The organism is uncultured Clostridium sp. (assembly GCF_963527835.1).
GTDB lineage: Bacteria > Bacillota > Clostridia > Clostridiales > Clostridiaceae > Clostridium.
On the sequence record NZ_CAURTC010000023.1, the window covers coordinates 12773 to 30419 of the forward strand.

The window sequence follows — 17647 nt, forward strand, 5'->3', positions numbered from 1 at the left end:
TTTTTAGATTACTTACAAGCATATTAAATCTTATTAAACACATGTTAATAAACCTCCCATGATATGCTCATAGGAGGTTTTATTATATGTATACAAGATTACACTTCAAATAATTTACTTATTGGTTCATCATCGTATATTCTTTTAATAGCTTCTGCAAATAGTGGAGCAACAGAAAGAGCAGTAATCTTCATATTTTCCATTTCTACATCTACTGGAATAGTATTTAATAATACTAGTTCTTCAATTGCAGACTTGTCTAATCTTTCATATGCTGGTCCTGATAAAACTCCATGAGTACAGCATGCATAAACATTTTTAGCACCTAATTCTTTAAGGGCATTAGCTGCATTTGATATAGTTCCTGCTGTATCTATCATATCATCAATTAATATACATCTTTTTCCTTCAACTTCACCAATAATATTCATAATTTCCGAAACATTCGCTTTAGGTCTTCTTTTATCTATAATCGCTATTGGAGCATGAAGATTATCTGCGAATTTTCTTGCTCTTGTTACACTTCCTAGGTCTGGTGATACTACAACCACATCATCTTGTTCTGCTAATCCTTTTGCTATAAAGTGTTTAGCTAATATAGGTGCTCCTAATAAATGATCAACTGGTATGTTGAAATACCCTTGAATTTGCGATGCATGTAAATCCATAGTCAAAACTCTATGTGCTCCAGCTGCTGTTACTAAATCAGCAACTAGTTTTGCCGTAATTGGATCTCTAGCTTTCGCTTTTCTATCTTGTCTTGCATATCCATAGTAAGGAATAACTGCTGTTATTCTACCTGCTGATGCTCTTTTAAACGCATCTATCATTATTAATAATTCCATTAAATTATTATTAACAGGAGAACATGTTGATTGTACAATAAATACATCAGTACCTCTTACAGTTTCATTAATATCAACAGATATTTCTCCATCACTAAAAGTTGATACCTTTGATTTTCCTACTGGTACACCTAATATATCTGCTATATCTTGTGCTAATTTACAGTTTGAATTTCCAGTAAAAACTTTTATATTTCTTTCATGGCTTATCATAATATAAGAAGACCTCCTTAAAATTTTGGCTAATTTATATTAAAATTATTTTTTTAATCCTTTTTTAGCTACCCAGCCTTTAATATTCCTTTGCTTAGCTCTTGCTACTGCAAGATCACCTTCTTGTACTTCTGATGTAATAGTTGAACCAGCTGCTATGTAGGTATTATCCCCTACTTCTACTGGTGAAACTAGGTTTGTATTACATCCTATAAAGCTATGATCCCCAATAATAGTTTTATATTTTTTCTTTCCATCGTAATTTACAACTACTGTACCACAACCAAAATTACATTCTTTACCCACTTCAGCATCGCCTATATAGGTTAAATGAGACACTTTTGTTCCATCTCCAATAATAGATTTCTTTATTTCTACAAAGTCGCCTATTCTTGCTTTTTCTCCAATTTTACTTTCAGGTCTTATATATGCGAATGGCCCAACAGTGGTATTATTGCCAATGCTACTGTCTAAAATTACAGAAGATTGAATATCTACTTCATTACTTATAATACTATCCTTTATTCTTGAGTTTTGATATATTATACATCTTTCTCCTATAATAGTATTACCTTCAAAAATATTATTAGGATATATTATAGTATCTTTTCCTATTTCTACATCAATACCTATATATGTTGTTTTAGGATCTATTAATGTAACTCCATTTTCCATATGTTTTAAGTTTATTCTATCTTTAAGTATTTCTTCAGCTTGAGCTAATTGAGCTCTAGAGTTAACCCCTATAGTTTCATCAAGATCAGTTACAACTGCTCCTATATTATGTCCTGCCGATTTTAATATTTCTATAACATCTGTAAGATAATATTCACCTTGTTCGTTGTTATTGCTTAATTTACTTAATGATTCATATAATAATTCTATATCAAAACAATATATAGCAGAATTCATTTCATTAACTTTTAGTTCTTCTTCATTACAGTCTTTATGTTCTACAATTCTTAATACTTCATTATCTCTTCTTATTATTCTTCCATAGCCTGTTGGATCATCAACAATAGCAGTTAATATTGTAGCTACATTTTTTTCTTCAATATGAGTATTAAATAAATTTTTAATAGTAGATTCCTTAATTAAAGGAGTATCTCCAGTAAAAACTGCAACTGTGCCTTTTTTACCCTTTAAAAATTCAGATGCACATTGTACAGCATGACCTGTTCCTAATTGTTCAGATTGAAGTGAATAAGTCACATTCTTTTCTTCAGTTCTTTCTTTAACAAGTTCTGCTCCTTTTCCTATGATTATATTGGCATCTTGTATTCCAGCTTTTCTTATCGTATCTATAACATGATTAACCATTTCTTTTCCACATACTTTATGTAAAACTTTAGGTAAATCTGATTTTATTCTTTTTCCTTGTCCAGCCGCTAAAACTAAGGCACATTTATACATTGTTATCCCACCTCATTTACAAACATACTTTTAACAAAATACGCTAATAATACGCTTTAAATTCATACTAATTAATTATATTTGAAACGAATTTTTATTTCAAGTTTTATATAATGCATCTTAAATTTGTACAAAAAATAAAAGGAAGTATTTATCTTCCTCTCATTTTTTCCCAATTATTAAACTATTATTCTTCTACGTCTTGTTCTTCAATAGCTTTTTCATAAGCGCTTAGAATTTCGTTTTGTATCTTTTCCCTTGAATCCATAACTATTGGATGAGCGATGTCTTTAAATTCTCCAGTTGGAGTTTTTCTGCTAGGCATAGCTATGAATAACCCATTTTGACCTTCAATAACTTTAATATCATGTACTACGAATTCGTTATCAAAAGTTACAGAAACTATTGCCTTCATTTTTCCTTCTGAAGAAATTTTTCTAATTCTCACATCTGTGATTTGCATTTTCGTACACCTCCAAGTTGCATTTAAAAATACTTATACTTAATTAAGTTCTCCGAAAATCTTTAAATCCCTTCTAAAATTATCTAAATACTAGAAAATTTGTTTTATTTATACGAATTATTATAAAAATCTTTTTGAAGGCTGAATATCTAAGATTGATTCTTTATCAACATCTTTTAATTCTACTATTGAAACATACTCATCAACTAACTTTTTATTAATCTCTTTATTATCCACTAACACACCAATTCCTACTAATTCACTTTCAAATTCTGTTAATAAATCTTTAATTCCAAGAGCTGTTCCTCCAGCTTTCATAAAATCATCGATAAATATACATCTACTTTTAGGTTTCATAGATTTTTTAGAAAGAGACATTTGCTGTAATCTTCCGCTACTTCCGGATACATAGTTTATACTAACAGTAGTTCCTTCTGTAAATTGACTATCTCTTCTAGCTATTACTAATTGTACGCCTAAATTCCTAGCTACTTCATAAGCTAATGGAATTCCCTTTGTTTCAACAGTTATAACATAATCTACATTTTTATCTTGAAAACACGATGATAACATGACCCCTGCAGTACTAATAATCTCTGGATTATACATAACATCAGTCATATATATTATGTTACCTGGTATTACTCTTCCATCATCTTTTAATTGATCACATAGCTTTAATGCAAAGTCTCTAGCTACATCATCTCCTATCATCGGAATATATTTAATACCACCTGCAACTCCAGCAATTGTTTCTATTCTTCCCATCTTAAGTTTTTCTAAAAGTTCTCTCACTATAACTATATCTTCACTTATAGTAGATTTTGCGGCATTTAACAATTCTGAAAACCTATTTAAACCTATTATTTTATTTGAATTTTCTATTAAAATTTTTGTTATAGCAACCACTCGGTTGTTCCTGCTTAATTTTTCCATAAAAATCACCCACATTAATTATTCACGAATTATTTTTTGATTAATTATACTTAACATTCATATTTTATTCTAAATTTTACTTAATATCAATGTTTTTTAAACATAAAGGTTGTTAATTGTAAAAATCCTTCACATATTTTAAAAAATAGCATAGAATATTTGAGTAATTGTTTTTTTTGTATTTCATTTATGGAAAAATGTATATAATTATAAATAAGTATCCAAATATCGTTATAAAGTAATTTACTAGTATTGTTTAGGATATAATTAAATATAGAGGAGTTGATATTTTGTCTTTCGATTTTATAAAAGATAGAGATAAGAAAGTTCACTTTATTGGTATCGGTGGAATCAGTATGAGTGGTCTTGCTGCAGTTTTATTAAATAGTGGATATAAAGTTTCAGGTTCAGATTTTAAAGAATCAGAAATACTAAAAAAACTAAAACTTTCTGGAGCTGATATTTACATAGGCCACAGTGAAAAAAACATAAAAAATGTTGATTTAGTAGTTTATACAGCTGCTATACCTGAAAATAATCCTGAACTTATTTATGCTAAAGAAAATAATATAGACTTAATGAATAGAGCAGAATTTTTAGGAAATATCATGAAGGGACATAAATATAATGTTGCTATCTCTGGTGCACATGGAAAAACAACTTGTACTTCTATGCTCTCTAATATAACTTTAAAAGCTAATTTAGATCCAACTATACTTGTTGGTGGAGAATTAGATGTTATTGGTGGTAATTTCAGAATAGGTAGTAGTGATTACTTTATAACAGAAGCTTGTGAATATAAACGTTCATTTTTAAGTTTCTTCCCTTATGTCGGAGTAATTTTAAATATAGATGCTGATCACTTAGACTACTATAAAGATATAGATGAAATCACTGAAACATTTGGACAATTTGCAAATTTAATTCCTAATGATGGTTATTTAATAGGCTATGTTGGTGACTCTAGAGTAAAAGAAATTTTATCTAAAGCCAAATGTAATACTTTAAGTTATGGATTTGAAAATGCTGATGTAACCGCTAGAAATATAACTTTTAATGAAAAAGGTTGTGCTTCTTTTGATGTGTATAAAGATAATGATAAATTATTTGATTTAACTTTAAATAATCCTGGAGAACACAATATATTAAATGCACTTTCTTCAATTTGCGTATCACTTATATTTGATGTTAATTACGATGATATAATATGTGGATTATCAGAATGCAAGGGTGCACATAAGAGATTTGAATATAAGGGAGAAGTAAATGGTGTTACTGTTATAGATGATTATGCCCATCATCCTGTAGAAATAAAGGCAACTTTAAATACATCAAAGAAAATTCCTCATAACAAAACTTTCTGTATATTCCAACCACATACTTATACAAGGACTAAAACACTATTCGATGAATTCACAGATGCATTTTTTGATGCTGATGAAGTTGTTTTAATGGATATTTACGCTGCTCGTGAAAAAGATACTGGATTAGTTTCTTCAAACGATTTAGGAGAAGCTTTAAGAGCTAAAGGCGTTAAATGCACAAATGTTTATTCTCATGACGAAGCATTAAAGTATGTAAATGAAAATGCTAAACCTAATGATTTACTTCTTACAGTTGGTGCTGGAGATGTTGTTATTGTTGGAGAAAAATACCTTAATCAAGGGAAATAATAATATTCTAAATAAATAATTAAAAAATGATTGAAGTATAGTAAATACCTCAATCATTTTTTAATTAGTACTTTAAATATGTGTTTATATATGCAATAGGTAAAATGGCATTGTAATTGGACTTTTAGAACTCTTAATGAGTATTGTATCATTTGCTGCTTGTCAAAAGTAAATGTCCAAATTTCACATTTGGTAACATGAACTTTCACACAGTACAAATTTAATTGGGAACAAGCTAAAATGGGACTATACTCATTTTAGTGTTCTTAAGTTTAATTACTCTGTCCAGCTTTACTTATGCATATATAAACATATTCTTAATTTAAAGTACTAATTAAATTACTGTAAGTTCTTTTGTTACTGAATTTAGTATTTCTGCGCCATCTTTAGTCACTAATACTAAATCTTCTATTCTAACACCTATATCATCTTTTAAATAGATTCCAGGTTCAATAGAGAAGATCATTCCTGCTTTAACCTCTTCATGATTTATTGAGCTTACATCACCTTTGTCATGAGTTTCTAAACCTATACTATGACCTGTTCTATGAGTAAAAAATTCACCATATCCTTTATTTTCTATATAATTTCTTGCAGCAGCATCTATTTCTGAGAATTTAACTCCATCATTTACTTTTTTAATAGCATTTAAATTTGCTTCTTTAACTATTTCATATATTTCTTTTTTATGATCATTAGGTTCTTCTCCAAAGAATACTGTTCTAGTCATATCAGAACAATAATAATTATATACTCCTCCTATATCTAAAACTATAGTATCACCTTTCTTTAGCTTCGTACTTCCACATTCACTATGAGGATCTGCTCCGTTAGTATCGAAAGCTACTATTGGTGTAAATGAAAATGCACTAGCGCCCTCTTCTTCGTATATTTCTGCAAGTAGTCTTTGATAATATTTTTCTGTCATGCCTTCTTTAAGTTGTGATTGAAGCTTTAACATAACTCTATCATTAATTTGTGATGACTTTTTCATAAGTTCGATTTCTTCAGCATCTTTAATCATTCTTAAACTATCAATTATTGGAGATGAATTTACAAAGCCTTTTACTACATTAAGTTCCATTAATCTTATTAAAAATTTAGCGCTCCAATCCTTATCTATACCTAGGACTCTATCCTTTTCTAATACTTTACTTAGCACTTCAACTGCATCTTCGCTATCTGTATACCAAATTATATCTACTCCTAAGTCTTCTTCTATTGGAAAAAGTTTATTTACAATAAATTTATGATTTCCAGAAGAATTTATGTAAAGTGCAATCATTCTTTCTCCTGGTGAAATTCTTTTACCTACAAGGTAATAAATTGATGCTGGTGATGTAACTATGATTTGTGAAAGTCCTTGTGATTCCATTTCTTTTATTACGTTTAAAACTCTATTGTTTTTCATAAAATCAACCCCTTAATTTAGTAATTATTTTAATAAATTTTGTTTCTGCTTTTAATCTATGTTTTAGTAAAATTTATATATATGCTTAATCAAAATTGTACATAATCCAATATATAAGCAAATATTTAAAACATAGCTTTTCTATATATTATTTGTACACAATAAATTAAAATATTCTATAAAATTTATTATATAACTTTGCATCTAAAAATAATATTATAATGATATAATATATTTAACAATTTTATATTTAAGCATAAGGGGAGTTAGTTATGAAAATAGCAATAATTTCAGATATACACGGAAATATTTATTCACTTATTAGAGCATTACAAGATATAGACAGCGAGAAAGTTGATTCAATTATTTGTTTGGGTGATTTAGTTGGATACGGTCCACATCCTAATGAAGTTATAGCAATGATCAAAAGAAGAAATATTCTTTGCATTCAAGGAAATTATGATAAATCTGTTATAGATAATGATTACACATTTATACGAGAGACTGAAATAAATAGTTTTTCTCTTCCTTGGACATACAATGAGCTTAGAGCACAAAATAGATATTTTTTAAGTAATTTACCATCATCTATTAGTCTTAATATTCAAGGCAAAAAAATAATATTTGTTCATGGTAGTCCAAGCATACTTAATCAATATTTATTTGAAGACGCTGAAGATACTAAAAATATAATAGAAACTATGGAAGAAGATATTTTGGTCTGTGCACATACTCATATTCCTTCTATTAAAAGTTTTGGAGAAAAAATGTATATAAATTGTGGTAGTATTGGAAAGCCTAAAATAGGTAGACCTAATCTTACTTATTGTTTGTTAGATATAAATGAGATTAGCGGGGTAAAAGCTCAGATAAAAGAATTAGAATATGAGTACCCAAGAATCGTAAAAGATATGACTTTATTAAACTTTCCTTCAAAATTAATTAAAAGTTTTGAAAAAGGTTTAGAATAACTCTGTTGCATTTGTAAAAGAAATACTGTAAAATTATACACAATGTAATATGGTAATTACTTTGATGAGAAGAGTACGTTTAGAATGTAGTCTTAGCGAATAAGGGATGGTGTGAGCCTTATACTAAGTCTATTCCGAAGAACATCTCTGAGTTTCTAACCGAAAGTTTTTAATAATTAGTAGGCTTAGACGGGGGCAACCTCGTTAATAATCTAAGAGAAGTCATATAATTTTATATGTTATATGGCAAATTGGGTGGTACCACGAAATAATACTTTCGTCCCATACGGGGACGGGAGTTTTTTTTATACTTTTTTATATTTTATAAAATAAATATTAACTCATTATTATATGTTAATCATATAGATAAATTAAATATATAATGAATTAAATTATGGAGGTCATGTAAATGAAAAATACAGTTTTAATTAAAAAAATTTATAGAGAAACTGATCAATTTCTTTCAAAAGAAGTAATGATATCAGGTTGGATAAGAACTTTAAGAGCATCTAATGCTTTTGGTTTCATTGAAATAAATGATGGTTCTTTCTTTAAAAACATCCAAGTAGTTTTTGATGACAAATTAGGTAACTTTAAAGAAATTTCAAAATTACCAATAAGCTCTTCAATCTCAGTTGTTGGTACATTAGTTGCTACACCAGATGCTAAGCAACCATTTGAAATTCAAGCTAAAGAAATAGTTATTGAAGGAATGTCAAATTCTGATTACCCACTTCAAAAGAAAAGACATACTTTTGAGTACTTAAGATCAATTGCACATTTAAGACCAAGAAGTAATGCATTCTCAGCAACATTTAGAGTACGTTCAGTTGCTGCCTTTGCAATACATAAATTCTTCCAAGAACAAGGATTTGTTTATACTCACACTCCAATAATTACAGGCAGTGACTGTGAAGGTGCTGGAGAAATGTTTAGAGTAACTACTCTTGACCCTAAAGCTCCTGAATTAACTAAAGAAGGAGATATTGACTACACTAAAGACTTCTTTGGTAAAGAAACTAACCTTACTGTTTCTGGTCAATTAAATGCTGAATGTTTCGCATTAGCATTCAGAAATATATATACATTTGGACCTACATTCAGAGCTGAAAATTCTAATACTACAAGACATGCAGCTGAATTCTGGATGATAGAACCTGAAATAGCATTTGCAGATTTACAAGACGATATGGAACTTGCAGAAGCAATGCTTAAATACGTTATAAAATATGTTATGGATGAATGTCCAGAAGAACTACAATTCTTTAATTCATTTGTTGATAAAGGATTATTAGAAAGATTAAATCATGTTGTTTCATCAGACTTTGCTAAAGTTACATACACAGAAGCTGTTGAAATCTTAGAAAAATGTGATAAAGAATTCGATTATGCTGTATCTTGGGGTATCGATTTACAAACTGAACATGAAAGATATCTTACTGAAGAACACTTTAAAAAGCCACTATTTGTAACAGATTATCCTAAAGAAATTAAAGCATTCTATATGAGAATGAATGAAGATAATAAAACTGTTGCTGCAACTGACCTTTTAGTACCAGGTATCGGAGAAATCATTGGTGGTAGCCAAAGAGAAGAAAGACTTGATAAATTAGAAGCTAGAATGGCTGAATTAGGTCTTAAGAAAGAAGATTACTGGTGGTACTTAGAATTAAGAAAATATGGAGAAACTAAACATGCTGGATTTGGTCTAGGATTTGAAAGACTAATCATGTACATCACTGGTATGACAAATATCAGAGACGTAATACCATTCCCTAGAACTCCAGGAACATCAGAATTCTAGAAAAATTCAAACTAGAAATGGCTTATTTACTTGGTTTTAAGATTTGATTCTTAACTAAGAGTGTATAAAATAACACAATAATAACACAACCCGCGGAAATTGTATTCAAATAGTTATTTATTTGAGTTATTATTTAAAATAAATCATTAAGTTTTTGTACAGCTGATATTTTTTCACTATTCATTACGTGAGTATAAATATCAGCTGTTATTTCTATTGAACTATGCCCTAAAAGTTTTTGTACTGTTTTTAATTGGACACCTTTTTCAAATAATCTTGTAGCATATGTATGCCTTAATGAATGAAATTTTACGTGTCTAAATCCATTATCCTTTAAAACCTTAACAAAAGATTTACTTAAAGTATCAGATAATATATGCTGACCTAATTCATTAGCAAATACATAGTTCTTACCTTCATAAATTTCTTTATACTTCTCTTTGAACTCATCTTGATTTCTTTTATAAATTTTTAATTTCTCTATTATTTTATCAGGTATTGCTACCTCTCTTATACTAGAGGGTGTTTTAGGTGTTGTCTCCTGAACAACAAACTTTCGTTTACCATCTATATATGCATATCCTCTTCCAATAGATTTATTAACTTTCAAGCTCTTATTTATAAAATCTATATCACTCCATCTTAACGCAACTAATTCTCCAACTCTTAAGCCTGTCCCAAGTGTTAAAATAAATTCGAGTCTATATTTATGATCTTTTATAACCTCCATAAATCTTTTCTGTTCTTCAACTGTAAATACTTGAACTTTTTCATCTCCTATATATGTAATTCTAGGTAAAATTACATTGTCACAACAATTTTCTATTATATAGTTTATTCTTTTAGCATATTTTAAACAAGATTTTACTGCTTTATTTAAAAGTTTGATTGTCATAGGTGTTTTGCCTGTTTTAATAAGATTATTATAATAGTTCTGTAGAGTTGGGGCATTTAAATCCTTTAATTTTATTCCACCAATCTCACTATCTTTTATATAATTTCTATAAATAACATCATATCTTTGGATAGTAGAAGCTTTTACTTCATTTGCTTTAAAATTAAACAACCATGTTTTGTACCATTCCCTTAATGTAATCTTATCATTTTTAGGAATTAGCCCTCTTTTATTCTTATCTTTATAATCATTCATTTTCTCAATAGTTTCTATTTTAGTTTTTCCATAAAATTGCTTTCTTATTAATTTACCATCTGCACTCCTTCCAATAGTTATAGTTGCCCTCCATCCATTTTTATATCTATTTATTGATCCTTCTCCATTTGATTTTTTAATAGCCATTCTTTCTTCCTCCTAAAATAAATTATGTACTAACTTAATTAAAAGCTAGTACATTTTTTGATATTTTAAAATTTCTTACCAATTTGAGTTTCCATCCATTCATCTACCTTTGATCTTATAATAATTATTTTTCTCCCTAATCGTAACATAGGAAAATCTTTGCTATTTATAATCTCATATCCTTTGTTTATTCCAACTCTATATTCACTGCAAAATTCTCTAACTGACATTGTTTTATTATTATATACCTCTCTATTTTCCATGTTAAGCTTCCTCCATCATCCTAGTAATAATGTGTATTTTTAATATTAAAACTTTCAATCTATAAATTCTATAGTCATATCCTCTTATTAAACGTTGTAAATTAATATTTGCAACAAATGAATTACTTAGTATGAGTTCTTATTGTATATCTAATTTTCTCAATTTTACTATTTTAAATTTTTTAAAGCATTGTCTAATTTCATAAGAATTGCAGTATTGTATATTATTTTGCTTTAATCCGCCAGTTTTTTTTATTTTACAAAAACCATGATTATTATATTTACAATTTATACATAAATATTTGTACATAATCACACCTCCCTATACAATAAATCTTATTATAATATTCTTTATTACATATATAATATATACTTCTAAGTTATTTAATTTCTAAAAATAAGTAATATTATTTGTTCCAATATAAGTTCCAAAATTAACTTTAAATTTATTCTATATAGCCTATAATTTAAGCCATTGTTCCATTGTTCCAATAATTATTCAAATTATTTATTTTATATAAATCCCTTTGAATCCCCACTTATTATTATTATTTCTATGAATTTTTGTATATTTAATTGAGAACCTTTCTTTAATAAATTCTTTCAAAAAATTAAATTCTTTGTTATTAATATGTGCATGTCCATTTTCTTTTGCAAAATCTATAAATTCTTTTTTTAAATTATCTGTAAAAACATACTCACATTCATCAAACTCTATTTTTTCCATAATAAATCTCTCTATTATATTTTCACTTGCTTTATACTTTTCTAAACATTTTTCGGATATTTTACACTCACTAAACCTATACCCATTTTTTACATACTTTAAAAGTCCATTAATTGCCCATGTAAAAATATAGTTCTTTTCCTTTTTTAACTTTTCATAAAGCTCCTTATCTTGTATTTTATTTGGAATTACATTTAAAAATGGGATAATAATAACACGATTAAAAAATGCTTCTGTATCCTTATATAATTTAACATTTAATTCTGGCATAGAATTTGTGGCAAAAATTAATTTTGCTTTATTTTTAAAACTAATTGGACTTCCATAAATAGGTCTAGCAGTTATTGTATCATTAGGACTAACAATATTTTTTATCATTCCAAGGTCCTTAATACCTTCATCTGGAAGTTCACTACATACATTTAATAATTTATTTTGCAATTGAGCTACGTATTTAGATTCATTTAATTTTTGTAAGGGTATATGCGATACATTAATAGATCCAATTATAAACTCAATTAAATCCAAAAGAACACTTTTGCCTGTATTAGAATATCCCTCAAATATAAAGAATTTTTTAGCATTATTCAAATTACTAAAAGTATATCCCATTATTTCTCTTAATAAATTAATCAACTGTTTATCTCCATTAGTTATGTCTGTAATAAACTTATAAAATTTAGTATCTTTAAATTTAATTTCTTCAAAATTCTCTTTTAGATTTGCATTTATGCAATTAAACAAATACAATTCCGAATCATGTTCTATTGTTTTTTTATTCTTTATATCTATCACACCATCTTTGTAATTTATATATCTGGTATTAATAATTTCCATTTTATTTATTAATTTTTTATCTATTTGTATCTTAGGAAATACTTTAATAGTATTGTATATTAATTCTATTTCTCTTTTTGTAATATAAATATAATGTTCCTTTTCTATACAATCAAAAATCAATACTTCACAATCATGTCTTGCAATTTGTTCATAAAATCCCAATTTTTTATTATATTTATATAAAATTTCATTTATACAAATTATTTTATTTTTATCTAAAACATATTTAACATACTCCATTACTATCAATGATTTTTTTCTATTATTTTTCATTAAAAATTTATCTTCTTTTTTAAATTTTTTTTTATTATTGCCGATTCTCTTAAGTTTAACTTCTTTTAATTGTTTATCTGGTAACTTATTTGTTTGCATAATTCCCTCCTAAAATTCTCCATCCTCAAGCTTGTCTCAATATATAGATTATTTTTCAAGAAAAAAAACGTTAGATATATCCTATAAATAGAATCTCATATCTAACGTCTAAATTGTTTACCATTTTATATTATTTTTTTTTAACTAAAAGTAATAAATTTTCATTATTTAGTTATTCCCAAACTAAGATCTTTTTTTATTTTTTTAACTCTCTCACTAAGTACCTCTATATCAACATTATCTATACTATCTAAGTCTGATACATTAACTTTGTATATTTCATCTTTATATTTTAACAATTCTTTGCTTAATATCTTATCTAATTTGGGTACTATATTTAACCTTATAGCAGGCGATGTATATTTTATATATTTTATTATATTTTGTGTCATTTCCTCAATTCCATCATCTTTTACTAATTTTTCTATAATAAAGTCATATAACTTAATATAAATTGCTCCACTAATATAAAAATTAGATTCAACTATATCTTCAATTTTTTTCAAATCAAAATTAAATTTTTCTTTAAGCTCAATAATTAATTTTGTTTTTTCATTAGGTAATTTTTTCATATTAGAACTTATTTTTCTTATATTTGGATCTAATATATTTTCTTTCATATAATTATTAAATTTTTCTCTTATTAAAATTTGTGCATCACTTAGTCTTGTTATCCAAGTATAAAATTCGTTCACACTTATATTATTTGAAAAATTTACTATTTTATAATCATATTCATATATTAGTGGTAAAAAAAATGCCATTATTTCATAGTTTAGATTTTTTTCTTTATTTATCGCTACCATTATTACTCTATCATAATAGCCTCTTTCATCCACTTCAAGTTTATTATAAAATCTTTTATCATTTAATAAATTACATATTTTATCCATTCTACTGTTAAATACCTTGTTTGCTCTATTTTCCGAATATATTGTATTATATATTTTACACATTTCACTTTTAAACAATATTATATTTCCTCCGTTACTATATAAAATAAAAAATGAATAATTAATACAATTTTGTATTAATTATTCACTCTATTAAATTATACTATTTTCAAATTAATTAAATCAATAAAATCCTTTGTTAATTCTCCACCCGAAGTATAAATTACTAATTTTTGATTTTTTTTAGTGTATACAAATACCTGTTCTCCATAGCCTGTCCATAAACATATCAATGCTATAATTAAAAATACTGGATTAACAAATACAACTGATAGTATTGTAAATATAATGGCATAAATTCCATCTATAAAATCCATATTTTTTTTATTGACAGCATATCTTATATCTTCTAATCTTACACTTTCTTCTTTATTTTTTCCTTTTATAAATCCTAAATAATCTTTTCTCGAATTTATTAAAAGCCTCTCATCATCAATATAAGTCTTTGACTTAATAGTAAACATATTTAATGCTCCTAATTGTTTTACTTTTGCAAAATCATATATTGCATTATTTATTTTATTATTAGTCAACTCTTCTTGTTCATTATTTAATTCTGATTTATTTTCTACTCCAAATCCACATTTATCACAAAACTTTGCTTCATCCTTAACTTTATTACCACACTTTTGACAATACATATACTCTATTCCCCTATTCTCTTAAATTACATTATCTTTTTTTAATTTCGGAATCATAAAAATTCTATATAAAGTGACTATAATAGATGAAATAATCCATATTGGTAGAATTCCTATTATACAAACAAAATACCCAAAAATATGACAATAAAAATATGTTTGACTTCCAAATGCTCCAAAAAGTTTACCTATACAATTTGGTATGAAATCAATTCCTTTTATTATAGATGTACTTAATGGCTCTATATAAAATTCTTCAATAAAATTATCATTGCTTTGAAAATTATTTTCTATTATTTTATTCCCACATTTATCACAAAATATAGCATTATTATTAGTCTCATTTCCACATTGCTGACAATACATTTATATAACACCTCTTATTTTTTATAATTGCTCTGAAAAGAAATATTCTGTAATTGATTCTGTTTCAGGTATATACCATGAAGTATTAACACCATTAGAATACAATAATCTAGAATCATATTTTTTAGAATCTTTATAATAAACTTTAAATAAACTTCCTGACTTTCCATTGGGTTCATCATAAGTTTGATCCGTCATTTCTAATTTATAATTAACACTTATGCTATCCATTGCCTTGCATCCATTAATAATTCGCTTTATGTTGTATGAAAAGTCCATATAATTACAATCAATTATAGGTACAGGTACTTGCTGTCCCATTAAATTTTGCATACCCTCTATCCTGTCAAATGTCCCCAATACAGTAATATAATCATCTACTAAATATCTAGATTGTCCTTCTTTTCTATCATAAAGTATATTCACCATTTCTCCATCAATACTATTCTCAATAATTATATTAGTTGGATATTCGTTGTTACCCTCTATTACTTGAATTATTTTTCCAGAGTACATTATATTTTTTCCTGTAAATTCATCTGGATTTCTTAAAAATTTTTCTGTTTTAGGCTCTGATGAATTTTTATATAAAGCATAAACATCTTTAATTAAATCTGATGACTTTTCTATATTGTTATAAGAAGATATTTGGCTATTATCATCTTCAATTTTAAAATTAGCATTTTCCTTACTCTCATTTTTGCTTTCAGCTTCTTTAGATTCAGTATTAGTTTCCTCATTTCTTTTTTCAACTTGTTTATCTGATACTTGGCTTAGAGATTTTGATTCCCCTGAAAACATCCCAATCCAAAAGAATATATTAATAAATATTATAGGTATAAATAATAATGTAATTATTCCTCTACCCACCTTATTAAAAATTTTATTTTTCCATAAGAAGAATATTCCTACTGGATAAAACAGTACTAACATTACAATGGTAAACCATGTTGTTTGATAAAACTTTTTTTGCTGTAAATTATCATTCATTTATTTTCCCCCTATATTCTAAATTTATTGTATTTTATTGTATTCTACTCATTATTTTACATTCTTTTATGCCTAATAGTCAAATTTTTACGTCTATTAGGCGGTTAATTTTCTCCTAATTTACATCTACAGTATCACTATAGGAGTGATTTTATGATTTATGAAAAATTAGGTAATAATATAAAGTTAGAAAGATTAAGGTTAAATCTAACTCAAGAACAATTATCTGAAAAACTTGATATTTCTACTTCGTATTTAGGTAGAATCGAACGTGGAGAAAGAAATGTACCTTTAGATACATTAATTAGACTTGCTGGTATATTAAATGTTTCTATAGATTATTTGCTTAGAGATTCTATTCATAAAAATAATACTGATGTTTTAAATTATGAAATTAATCAACTTATTTCTGGATTATCTGATAGTGAACAGAATGTAATTTTAGACATGGTTAGGTTAATGGTCTCTCATTTTAAAAACAAGTAAAAAGTTTTAATTTCTTAATGTTTATATAAAATCAATGTCATAAATTAATTTATTTAGTGATTTTTCTATAATTACATTTAAGGATACATCAAACCTATTTGCAATATCATTTAGTTTATAAAGTAATTGGCTATTATCATTAATATAAATTTCTAATATTATCTTTGCTTCTACTTCATCTTTATTGCTCATATTATCCCCTCCTCTTTTAAGCTTGTATAACTATTTTCTCCAATTATTATATGATCTATCATTTTAATACCTATAATTTCTCCTGATTTTTTAATCCTTTCGGTAACATTTATATCCTCCTTAGATGGAGTTGTATTGCCTGAAGGATGATTATGAGCTATTAGTATTGAAGCTGAATTACTTACTATTGCTGTTTTAAATACTTCTCTTGGATGAACTATTGAACTATTTAGTGAGCCAATAGAAACTACACTAATATTAGTTGGTTCATTCTTTGTATTTAAGCAACAGACTAACATCTTTTCTCTGTCACAATCCTCTAATAGATTTCTTAATAAATTTACCGCTTCAATGGGTGTTGATATTCTTCGATTTGAATATAAGACACTACTCTCTTTAATTACCTTTAACGAAACTATATTTACTCTTTTCGCATGATTTTCTTTCATTGTTATCAATCCCTTCTAATTTTATGATCCTATTATTGCAATGGTCTACTTATTATCTAAATATCCAAATGTATAATATATAATCATAAATTGTATATATACTTATTATTTATATTGTAAAATCATTTTAGTGAAATCTTTAAAATTATTGTTTGATTTCAAAATCTAGATATGATTTTATATAACAAAAAATCCCTTAGCTATTATACTAAGGGATTTTGATAATTAAAGAATCATTTTAAAATTGAGATAAAATGATTCTTTAATATAATATATTTACAGTTATATGCACTTTTCATAATTAACATAAAAAAATCCTAGAGCATTTGTTTATACTCTAGG

The 17647-nt window shown here is 26.5% G+C and carries 19 protein-coding genes and 1 other annotated feature; of the genes, 4 read left to right on the forward strand and 15 right to left on the reverse strand.

Translation table 11 applies throughout. From position 1 onward, the window contains the following. Nucleotides 1-98 precede the first annotated feature (98 nt). The 4 genes from RYM86_RS11605 to purR form a co-directional block, all read right to left on the reverse strand. A complete protein-coding gene (locus tag RYM86_RS11605) occupies nt 99-1058 on the reverse strand; it encodes a ribose-phosphate diphosphokinase (RefSeq protein ID WP_315080619.1) in 960 nt (319 codons plus the stop codon). A 45-nt stretch (nt 1059-1103) separates the two neighbouring features. Beyond that, the gene (gene glmU, locus RYM86_RS11610; RefSeq protein WP_315080621.1) at nt 1104-2471 is read right to left on the reverse strand and encodes a bifunctional UDP-N-acetylglucosamine diphosphorylase/glucosamine-1-phosphate N-acetyltransferase GlmU; all 1368 of its coding nucleotides are present in this window, start codon (nt 2469-2471) and stop codon (nt 1104-1106) included. Nucleotides 2472-2658: 187 nt separating this feature from the next. Continuing rightward, nucleotides 2659-2934 carry a septation regulator SpoVG gene (spoVG, locus tag RYM86_RS11615; protein WP_315080623.1) on the reverse strand — a complete coding sequence of 92 codons (276 nt, stop codon included), beginning with the start codon at nt 2932-2934 and terminating at the stop codon, nt 2659-2661. A 120-nt stretch (nt 2935-3054) separates the two neighbouring features. Then, on the reverse strand, nt 3055-3870 hold the full coding sequence (purR, locus tag RYM86_RS11620; RefSeq protein ID WP_315080625.1) for a pur operon repressor: 816 nt from the start codon (nt 3868-3870) through the stop codon (nt 3055-3057). Between the two features lie 290 nt (nt 3871-4160). Here purR and murC point away from each other — a divergent pair, with 290 nt between their 5' ends. Further along, a complete protein-coding gene (gene murC, locus RYM86_RS11625; RefSeq protein WP_315080627.1) occupies nt 4161-5543 on the forward strand; it encodes a UDP-N-acetylmuramate--L-alanine ligase in 1383 nt (460 codons plus the stop codon). 334 nt (nt 5544-5877) lie between these two features. On the opposite strand, the gene RYM86_RS11630 is transcribed toward murC, so the two are convergent. Then, entirely contained in the window at nt 5878-6954 is a 1077-nt protein-coding gene (locus RYM86_RS11630; RefSeq protein ID WP_315080629.1) for a Xaa-Pro peptidase family protein, read from the reverse strand. A gap of 272 nt (nt 6955-7226) precedes the next feature. Between RYM86_RS11630 and RYM86_RS11635 the strand changes: the two genes are divergently transcribed. After that, a complete protein-coding gene (locus RYM86_RS11635; RefSeq protein WP_315080630.1) occupies nt 7227-7925 on the forward strand; it encodes a metallophosphoesterase family protein in 699 nt (232 codons plus the stop codon). A gap of 52 nt (nt 7926-7977) precedes the next feature. Beyond that, nucleotides 7978-8213, forward strand: a binding site (T-box leader). Between the two features lie 121 nt (nt 8214-8334). Beyond that, on the forward strand, nt 8335-9729 hold the full coding sequence (asnS, locus tag RYM86_RS11640; protein WP_315080631.1) for an asparagine--tRNA ligase: 1395 nt from the start codon (nt 8335-8337) through the stop codon (nt 9727-9729). Between the two features lie 133 nt (nt 9730-9862). Here the strand turns inward: asnS and RYM86_RS11645 are convergent, their stop codons facing one another. The 8 genes from RYM86_RS11645 to RYM86_RS11680 form a co-directional block, all read right to left on the reverse strand. Next, nucleotides 9863-11026, reverse strand: coding sequence for a site-specific integrase (locus RYM86_RS11645; RefSeq protein WP_315080632.1), 1164 nt, complete (start codon nt 11024-11026; stop codon nt 9863-9865). 65 nt (nt 11027-11091) lie between these two features. Further along, a complete protein-coding gene (locus RYM86_RS11650) occupies nt 11092-11289 on the reverse strand; it encodes a helix-turn-helix domain-containing protein (RefSeq protein ID WP_315080633.1) in 198 nt (65 codons plus the stop codon). Between the two features lie 139 nt (nt 11290-11428). Continuing rightward, entirely contained in the window at nt 11429-11599 is a 171-nt protein-coding gene (locus tag RYM86_RS11655; RefSeq protein ID WP_315080634.1) for a hypothetical protein, read from the reverse strand. Nucleotides 11600-11797: 198 nt separating this feature from the next. Further along, on the reverse strand, nt 11798-13228 hold the full coding sequence (locus RYM86_RS11660) for a phage/plasmid primase, P4 family (RefSeq protein ID WP_315080636.1): 1431 nt from the start codon (nt 13226-13228) through the stop codon (nt 11798-11800). Between the two features lie 164 nt (nt 13229-13392). Continuing rightward, on the reverse strand, nt 13393-14199 hold the full coding sequence (locus RYM86_RS11665; protein WP_315080637.1) for a hypothetical protein: 807 nt from the start codon (nt 14197-14199) through the stop codon (nt 13393-13395). 80 nt (nt 14200-14279) lie between these two features. Continuing rightward, nucleotides 14280-14822: a zinc-ribbon domain-containing protein gene (locus tag RYM86_RS11670; RefSeq protein WP_315080639.1), complete on the reverse strand. Its 543-nt coding sequence runs from the start codon at nt 14820-14822 to the stop codon at nt 14280-14282. A 21-nt stretch (nt 14823-14843) separates the two neighbouring features. Further along, the gene (locus RYM86_RS11675) at nt 14844-15188 is read right to left on the reverse strand and encodes a hypothetical protein (protein WP_315080640.1); all 345 of its coding nucleotides are present in this window, start codon (nt 15186-15188) and stop codon (nt 14844-14846) included. 21 nt (nt 15189-15209) lie between these two features. Further along, on the reverse strand, nt 15210-16178 hold the full coding sequence (locus RYM86_RS11680; RefSeq protein ID WP_315080641.1) for a hypothetical protein: 969 nt from the start codon (nt 16176-16178) through the stop codon (nt 15210-15212). A 153-nt stretch (nt 16179-16331) separates the two neighbouring features. On the opposite strand from RYM86_RS11680, the gene RYM86_RS11685 reads away from it, so the two are divergent. After that, nucleotides 16332-16664 (forward strand): helix-turn-helix transcriptional regulator, encoded by a 333-nt coding sequence (locus tag RYM86_RS11685; RefSeq protein ID WP_315080642.1) that lies wholly within the window; start codon nt 16332-16334, stop codon nt 16662-16664. Between the two features lie 21 nt (nt 16665-16685). Here RYM86_RS11685 and RYM86_RS11690 read toward each other — a convergent pair whose 3' ends face one another. After that, nucleotides 16686-16856: a hypothetical protein gene (locus tag RYM86_RS11690; protein ID WP_315080643.1), complete on the reverse strand. Its 171-nt coding sequence runs from the start codon at nt 16854-16856 to the stop codon at nt 16686-16688. After that, nucleotides 16853-17305, reverse strand: a complete 453-nt coding sequence (locus tag RYM86_RS11695; RefSeq protein WP_315080645.1) for a JAB domain-containing protein — start codon at nt 17303-17305, stop codon at nt 16853-16855. Before RYM86_RS11695 ends, RYM86_RS11690 begins: the two co-directional genes overlap by 4 nt. Nucleotides 17306-17647: the final 342 nt, after the last annotated feature.

Coding starts and splice junctions, on each gene's coding strand:
- RYM86_RS11680 (WP_315080641.1), bottom strand. CDS start 16,178: ATGAATGATAATTTACAGCAAAAAAAGTTTTATCAAACAACATGGTTT.
- RYM86_RS11605 (WP_315080619.1), bottom strand. CDS start 1,058: ATGATAAGCCATGAAAGAAATATAAAAGTTTTTACTGGAAATTCAAAC.
- spoVG (WP_315080623.1), bottom strand. CDS start 2,934: ATGCAAATCACAGATGTGAGAATTAGAAAAATTTCTTCAGAAGGAAAA.
- asnS (WP_315080631.1), top strand. CDS start 8,335: ATGAAAAATACAGTTTTAATTAAAAAAATTTATAGAGAAACTGATCAA.
- RYM86_RS11675 (WP_315080640.1), bottom strand. CDS start 15,188: ATGTATTGTCAGCAATGTGGAAATGAGACTAATAATAATGCTATATTT.
- RYM86_RS11670 (WP_315080639.1), bottom strand. CDS start 14,822: ATGTATTGTCAAAAGTGTGGTAATAAAGTTAAGGATGAAGCAAAGTTT.
- RYM86_RS11690 (WP_315080643.1), bottom strand. CDS start 16,856: ATGAGCAATAAAGATGAAGTAGAAGCAAAGATAATATTAGAAATTTAT.
- RYM86_RS11630 (WP_315080629.1), bottom strand. CDS start 6,954: ATGAAAAACAATAGAGTTTTAAACGTAATAAAAGAAATGGAATCACAA.
- RYM86_RS11695 (WP_315080645.1), bottom strand. CDS start 17,305: ATGAAAGAAAATCATGCGAAAAGAGTAAATATAGTTTCGTTAAAGGTA.
- RYM86_RS11650 (WP_315080633.1), bottom strand. CDS start 11,289: ATGGAAAATAGAGAGGTATATAATAATAAAACAATGTCAGTTAGAGAA.
- RYM86_RS11685 (WP_315080642.1), top strand. CDS start 16,332: ATGATTTATGAAAAATTAGGTAATAATATAAAGTTAGAAAGATTAAGG.
- RYM86_RS11645 (WP_315080632.1), bottom strand. CDS start 11,026: ATGGCTATTAAAAAATCAAATGGAGAAGGATCAATAAATAGATATAAA.
- RYM86_RS11660 (WP_315080636.1), bottom strand. CDS start 13,228: ATGCAAACAAATAAGTTACCAGATAAACAATTAAAAGAAGTTAAACTT.
- RYM86_RS11635 (WP_315080630.1), top strand. CDS start 7,227: ATGAAAATAGCAATAATTTCAGATATACACGGAAATATTTATTCACTT.
- RYM86_RS11655 (WP_315080634.1), bottom strand. CDS start 11,599: ATGTACAAATATTTATGTATAAATTGTAAATATAATAATCATGGTTTT.
- glmU (WP_315080621.1), bottom strand. CDS start 2,471: ATGTATAAATGTGCCTTAGTTTTAGCGGCTGGACAAGGAAAAAGAATA.
- purR (WP_315080625.1), bottom strand. CDS start 3,870: ATGGAAAAATTAAGCAGGAACAACCGAGTGGTTGCTATAACAAAAATT.